The organism is Sphingomonas sp. Leaf25 (assembly GCF_001421635.1).
In the GTDB taxonomy this organism is placed as follows: Bacteria; Pseudomonadota; Alphaproteobacteria; order Sphingomonadales; family Sphingomonadaceae; genus Sphingomonas.
Genome location: NZ_LMKU01000007.1, coordinates 32920 through 39519 on the forward strand (window position 1 = coordinate 32920; position 6600 = coordinate 39519).

5 protein-coding genes are annotated in these 6600 nt (G+C 68.5%); 1 reads left to right on the forward strand and 4 read right to left on the reverse strand.

What is annotated here, in order from left to right:
• The 3 genes from ASE78_RS03900 to ASE78_RS03910 form a co-directional block, all read right to left on the reverse strand.
• Positions 1 to 509: SixA phosphatase family protein (locus ASE78_RS03900; protein ID WP_056493588.1), on the reverse strand; the 509-nt coding region annotated here is incomplete at its 3' end.
• Positions 506 to 3208, reverse strand: a complete 2703-nt coding sequence (locus ASE78_RS03905) for an ATP-dependent DNA helicase (RefSeq protein ID WP_056493512.1) — start codon at positions 3206 to 3208, stop codon at positions 506 to 508. The genes ASE78_RS03900 and ASE78_RS03905, both read right to left, overlap by 4 nt.
• A 178-nt stretch (positions 3209 to 3386) precedes the next feature.
• Positions 3387 to 4280, reverse strand: coding sequence for a bestrophin family protein (locus ASE78_RS03910; protein ID WP_055761962.1), 894 nt, complete (start codon positions 4278 to 4280; stop codon positions 3387 to 3389).
• 92 nt (positions 4281 to 4372) lie between these two features.
• On the opposite strand from ASE78_RS03910, the gene ASE78_RS03915 reads away from it, so the two are divergent.
• On the forward strand, positions 4373 to 5941 hold the full coding sequence (locus ASE78_RS03915) for a lysine--tRNA ligase (RefSeq protein ID WP_056493515.1): 1569 nt from the start codon (positions 4373 to 4375) through the stop codon (positions 5939 to 5941).
• Between the two features lie 109 nt (positions 5942 to 6050).
• On the opposite strand, the gene ASE78_RS19375 is transcribed toward ASE78_RS03915, so the two are convergent.
• Positions 6051 to 6600 (reverse strand): N-acetylmuramoyl-L-alanine amidase family protein (locus ASE78_RS19375; RefSeq protein WP_235514861.1); only part of this gene is annotated, 550 nt, incomplete at its 5' end.

Here is a 6600-nt window from a genome sequence, read left to right on the forward strand (position 1 = left end):
GGGTCGAGGTCGCGCGGGCGGGTGAAGCGGATCAGGTGGCCGCAGCCATCGTCCGCCGCCGCCCAGTCGCCGTCGAGCTCGAGCACCGCGACCGAGGCGGTCGGGAATTTCTCCTCGACCGCGCCGCGGAGGGGGTTGCTCTCAGCCGACAGCAGCAGGACGAGATCTTCCAGCCCCGGATTATGCCCGACCAGCAACGCGCGATCGGTATCCGCCGGCAACGCGCGCACCACGTCGAGCAGCGTCGCCGCCGATGCGAGATAGAGCGAGCGGTCGCTGTTGCACGCGGGCAGATCGCCATAGCCACGCCCGAAATGATCGAGCGTCTGCACCACGCGAAGCGCGGGGCTGGCGACGAGATGATCGAAGCGCAGTTCCTCGCGCAGAAGATGCCGGCCCATCGCGGTCGCGGCGCGCGCGCCCTTGGCGTTCAGCGGCCGGTCGAAATCGCGTGCGACGGGATCGTCCCAGCCCGACTTGGCGTGGCGCAGCAGCGTCAGCGTCTTCATGAAGGCGGCTCCATCGACAGGGCAGCCGCCCCATGCCCGACTTCGCCCCCCAAGGAAAGGGCGCGCGCGACCGCTTCGTCGAGCGTACAGCGCGTGACCGGCGTCCCTTCGGGAAACGCCCCCAGCAGGCGCGAGGGCATGGCCGACGATAGCAACACGAACAGCCCGCGATCGTCGGCGCGGCGGATTAGCCGCCCGAACGCCTGCGCCAGCCGCGCACGGACCACCCGGTCGTCATAGGCGCTGCCGCCGCCGGCCAGCCGCCGCGCGGCGTGGAGCACGCCGGGCTTCGGCCATGGCACCCCCTCCATCACCACCATCCTGAGCGACCGGCCGGGCACGTCGACGCCGTCGCGCAGCGCATCGGTGCCGATCAGCGAGGCACGCGGATCGTCGCGAAAGATGTCGACCAGCGTACCGGTATCGATCGGGTCGACATGCTGGGCATAGAGCGGCAGTCCGTCGCGCGCCAACCGGTCGGCGATGCGGGCATGGACGCCGCGCAATCGGCGGATCGCGGTGAACAGGCCAAGCGTCCCGCCGCCCGCCGCGACGATCAGCCGGCCATAGGCGTTGGCAAGCGCGCTCAGGTCACCGCGGGTCACGTCGGTGACGATCAGCACCTCGGCCTGCGTCGCATAGGCGAACGGGCTCGGCGCCTCGAAATGATCGGGGCTGCGCGGCAGGTGCGGCGCGCCGACCCGCGCGTCGGCGGTCGCCCAGTCGCCGCCGGCGCGCAGCGTCGCCGAGGTGACAAGCACGCCATGCGCCGGTTTGAGCACGGTTTCGGCGAACGGCCGGGTGGGGTCGAGCCAGTGGCGGTGCAGCCCCATGTCATATTCGCGCCCCTCGACCCGGTCGACCGCCAGCCAGTCGACGAAGTCGGGATCGGCCGGGCCGCCGATTCGGGCGAGCAACCGGCCCCATGCCCCGACCGTCTCCGCGCGCCAGCCGAGCGAGGCGATCGCCCCTTCGCAGCGCGCGCGCGCCGGGCCGTCGAGCCAGTCCGGCCCCTCGGCCAGCACTGCCTCCAGCCGCTTGCCGAGCGCCACCAGCGGGCGCAGCAGCGCGTCGAGCGCCTGCGCGGCCGGCGCGGCGGCATCGACCAGTTCGGGCGGAGGTTCGGCCAGTTCGGTCTCCAAGCCGTACCCCGCCTCGCCATCCTTCGCGCGGGCGAACACGACGCCGCGCACCGCGCCCAACAATTCCTCGACCGGGCCGAACGGCGCGCCTTCCTGCACCCGCGCCAGCCAGCCGTCGGCGGGGAGCGCGCGCGCCGCCTCGACCGCCGCCGCCACCGCCGCACCGCCTGCCGCGTCATAGCTCGCCACGTCGGACAGGCGCGCCGCCAGCCCGCGCCGCCGCCCGCGCCCGCCGCCTTCCGGCCCCAGCACCCAGCGGCGGATCTCGATCGCCTCTGCCCCGGTCAGCGCGGCGGAGAACATCGCGTCGGCGGCATCGAACAGATGATGCCCCTCGTCGAACACATAGCGCGTCGGCCGCGTGCCCGTCTCGCGCCCGCGCGCGGCGTTGACCATCACCAGCGCATGGTTGGCGATGACGATGTCGGCCTTGGCCGAGGCGCGCGCGGCGCGTTCGATGAAGCATTTGCGATATTGCGGACAGCCGGCATAGATGCACTCGCCGCGCCGGTCGGTCAGCGCGGTCGATCCGTTGCGACGGAACAGCGTTGGCAGCCATCCCGGCAGGTCGCCGCCGACCATGTCGCCATCGGCGCTATAGGCCGCCCAGCGCGCGACGAGATGGGCGAGGATCGCCGCCCGCCCCTGGAACCCGCCCTGCAACGCATCTTCGAGATTGAGCAGGCACAGATAGTTTTCGCGCCCCTTGCGCGTCACCACCCGTTCGCGCCGTAGCGCCGGATCGGGGAACACCCGCTCGCTTTCCTGCGCCAACTGGCGTTGCAGCGCCTTGGTAAAGGTCGACACCCATACCGCGCCGTCCGCCGCCTCCGACCACAACGAGGCGGGGGCGAGATAGCCGAGCGTCTTGCCGATGCCCGTTCCCGCCTCGGCCAGCACCAGATTGGGGGTATCGCGCGCCATGCGTGGGCCGAAAGCGGCGGCGGCGGCACCGGCAAAGGCACGCTGGCCGCTGCGCGCCTCGGCACTCGCCCCGGTCAGCCGCGCCAGCCGTTCGCCGATCGCATCGGCGGCGAGCGTGATGTTGCGCGGGGCGGCACGCGGCGCTTCCTCATCCCATTCGGGAAGTTTGCTGAACAGCCAGCGTTCGGCGGTTTCGGGCTTGGGCAGTACCTGCCCCAGCGCCGGTGCCCATGGCCAGCGCAGGCGGAACAGCGACTGGGCGGCGGTCCATGCTCCTTCCTGTTCCGGCCATGGCGCCGATGCCGTCTCCAGCAGCCTGACGGCCGCCGCACGCAACGATCCCGCGACCTCGGCCTCGTCGACCGGGACCGGCTGGCCCAGCGCCTGTGCCAGCCCCTTGGGCGTCGGCACCGCAAACCGCGCGGGATGGACGAAGGCGAACAGTTCGAGCAGGTCGAGCCCCGACAGATCGGCATAGCCCAGCCGCTGCCCGATCAGCGGCGCATTGAGCAGGATCGTCGGCGTATCGGCGGCGCAGGCGATCGCCTCGCCCCGACTGACCTCGCGCACACCGTCGCCATCGGCGATCCAGACCCCCGAATGGCTGGCGTGCAGGGCGGGATAGGGCAGCATCGTTCCGTCTTACCGTCGGACGGTCAGGAACGGAAGCGGAACGCTTCGCCCGTGCGGTTTTTCCGTGATGCCGATCGGCCCGATCGCGGCCCGCGTCCCCGCCCGACAACCGCCGGCCGGGGGATCGTCATCGTCGCCGGGCGGGCCGCGACGATCATCAAAATGGCCGGACGTTCGCTTACCACAGCACGCCCTTGTGCGGCGTCGCCGGTTCGGGTGCGGGATCGCCGATGCCCTGCAACAGATCGATCTCGATCGTGCGGCACATGGCGCACAGCGGCAGATCGTGGACGGTATTGGCGAAAGGATCGGTCAGATCCTCGCCGATCTGGAGCACGGCAAGGAACATCAGCCCGGCGATGCCCGACCCCAGCGGCGTCGCCACGCCTAGCGTCTCGACCAGTCCGATCGGCAGCAGCACGCAGAACAGGCGGGTGAACAGCGCGGGGAAGAAGCGATACTGGTTGGGCAGCGGCGTGTTCTTGATCCGCTCCATGCCGCCCTGCGCATTGGCGATGTCGATCAGCACCCGTTCGAGGCTGTGCTGCTGCATGCTGTCGATCCAGCCACGGCGATGGCTCTCGGCAATGCGCATGCCGGTGCCATCGAGCAGCCCGTTGGCGGTGTTGGTGCGCCCGAGCGGCTCGCCCGCCTCGTCGCGCGACAGGAAGCGGTGGACGTCGTCCTTGGGGTCCTGTCGCCGCAACTGGCACCGCAACGCATTGACGTAGGCGATCTGGCGCAGCACGATCGAACGCTTGAGGTCGCGCTTCTCGCCCTCGTCCTCCGGCCCCAGAAACGCGATCGCGCCGCGCGCCAGGTTGCGCGAGGCGTTAATCATCGATCCCCACAGGATGCGCCCTTCCCACCAGCGCTGATACGCCGAGTTCACCCGGAAGCCGAGGAACAGCGCCAGCGCCGATCCGAACAGCGTCAGCGGCAGGCTGGGCGCACGGAAGGGCAGCACAAAATAGATGATGGTGACGATTACGTCCCAGACGAACAGTCCGGTCGCCGGCTTCCAGACTTCGGCGATGATCCGCGTATAGCGGGGGGTAGCGGTGACGATCATGCGCGTCCGGTACGCGCAAACCATGACATGGTTGCGTTGCGAAATGTTGCACAATGTAGAAATCGCGCGCCCAACCGCGTATCAGCAGCGCCATGACCGACGACACCCTCCGCAATGCAGCACTGGTTTCAAAGGCTTGGCCGTACGAAGAGGCGCGCAAGCTGCTCAAGCGCTATCCGAACGGAAAATCGGATGGCGCGGCGATCCTGTTCGAGACGGGCTATGGCCCCTCGGGCCTGCCGCATATCGGCACGTTCAACGAAGTGCTGCGCACGACGATGGTGCGCCGCGCGTTCGAGGAACTGTCGGACCAGCCGACGCGGCTGATCGCCTTTTCGGACGACATGGACGGGTTGCGCAAGGTGCCGGACAATGTGCCCAACGGCGACATGCTGCGCGAGCATCTCGGCAAGCCGCTCAGCGAAATTCCCGATCCGTTCGGCACGCACGACAGCTTCGCCGCGCACAACAACGCGCGGCTGCGCGGCTTTCTCGATCAATATGGCTTCGACTATGAGTTCGCGTCCTCGACCGACTATTATCGCGGCGGCCGGTTCGACGAGGCGTTGAAGGGCGTATTGCGTCATTATCAGTCGATTCTCGACATCATGCTGCCGACGCTGGGCGCCGAACGCCGCGCGACCTATTCGCCGGTGCTGCCGATCAGCCCGACGTCGGGGGTGGTGTTGCAGGTGCCGGTCGAGGTGCTCGACGCCGACACCGGCATGGTCGCCTTCGTCGACCAAGGGCAGCGGATCGAACAGTCGATCCTGTCGGGCGGGGCGAAGCTGCAATGGAAGGTCGACTGGGCGATGCGCTGGGTAGCACTCGGCGTCGATTACGAGATGGCGGGCAAGGACCTGATCGATTCGGTGACGCAGTCGTCCAAGATCGCACGGGTGCTGGGCGCGCGACCGCCCGAGGGCTTCAACTACGAGATGTTCCTCGACGAACATGGCCAGAAGATCAGCAAGTCGAAGGGCAACGGCCTCAGCCTCGAACAATGGCTGACCTATGGCCCGCCCGAAAGCGTCGCCTTCTATGCCTATCGCGAGCCGAAGAAGGCCAAGCAACTCCATCTGGGCGTGATCCCGCGCGCGATCGACGAATATTGGCAGTTCCGCGCCAATTACGCCGACCAGCCGATCGAACAGAAGCTCGGCAATCCGGTGCATCATATCCACGGCGGCGAACCGCCGGCCGACACGCTGCCGGTGACGTTCGGGCTGTTGCTCAACCTCGTCGGGGTGATGGGCGACGCGACCAAGCCGCAGGTCTGGGGCTATCTCGCCAATTATGTCGAGGATGCCTCGGCCGAGCGTTATCCTGCGCTCGACGCGCTGATCGACCATGCGCTGGCCTATGTCCGCGACGTCGCCGACAAGCCGCTGCGTCGTGCGCCCACGGATGTCGAGCGGGCCGCGCTCGAACGGCTGGACGGCGAACTGGCGGCGATGCCGGGCGATGCCAGCGCCGAAGATATTCAGAACGTGGTGTACGAGATCGGCAAGACCGCCGGGTTCGACTCGCTGCGCGACTGGTTCAGGGCCTGCTACGAAACGCTGCTCGGCACACCACAGGGGCCGCGCATGGGCAGCTTCATCGCGCTGTACGGCATCGACAATTCACGCAAGCTGATCGCCGAGGCGCTGGCGCGGTAAGGATAACCTTCGTCGTTCCCGCGCAGGCGGGAATCCATAACCGCGCACGCTTCGATCGATACGCGACGTCGGTGCATATCGATTCCCGCCTGCGCGGGGATGACGGTGATTACCGCGCCGCCATCCGCCGCGCGAAATACACCTCGACCGCGCGGCGGACGCTCTGCGCGATCGCGCGGCGGCCTTCGGCGGATTCGAGCCGTTCGGCGTCGGCCTCGTTCGAGATATAGCCGGTTTCGAACAGGATCGACGGCAGGTCGGGGGCCTTCAGCACCATCAGCGACGCCATGCGGTGGTAATTGGGCTTCAAGGGCACCTGCCCCTGCGCCTCGCGGCCGAGCAGCCGGGCGAAACCGGCCGAGGCGTTCATCGTCTCGCGCTGGGTCAGGTCGATCAGGATCGACGAGATGTCGGCGCTTTGTTTGCCGAGATCGACCCCGGCGAGAATGTCCGCCTTGTTCTCGCGCGCCGCCAGCCGTGCCGCCTCACGATCGGACGCGACTTCGGACAGGGTGTAGATGCTCGCACCCGTGGCATTGGGGTTTTCGGCACTGTCGCAATGGACCGAGATGAACAGGCTGGCCCCCAGCCGCCGTGCGATCGCATAGCGTTCCTGAAGGACGAGGAATTCGTCACGGTCGCGGGTCAGCGCCACGCGC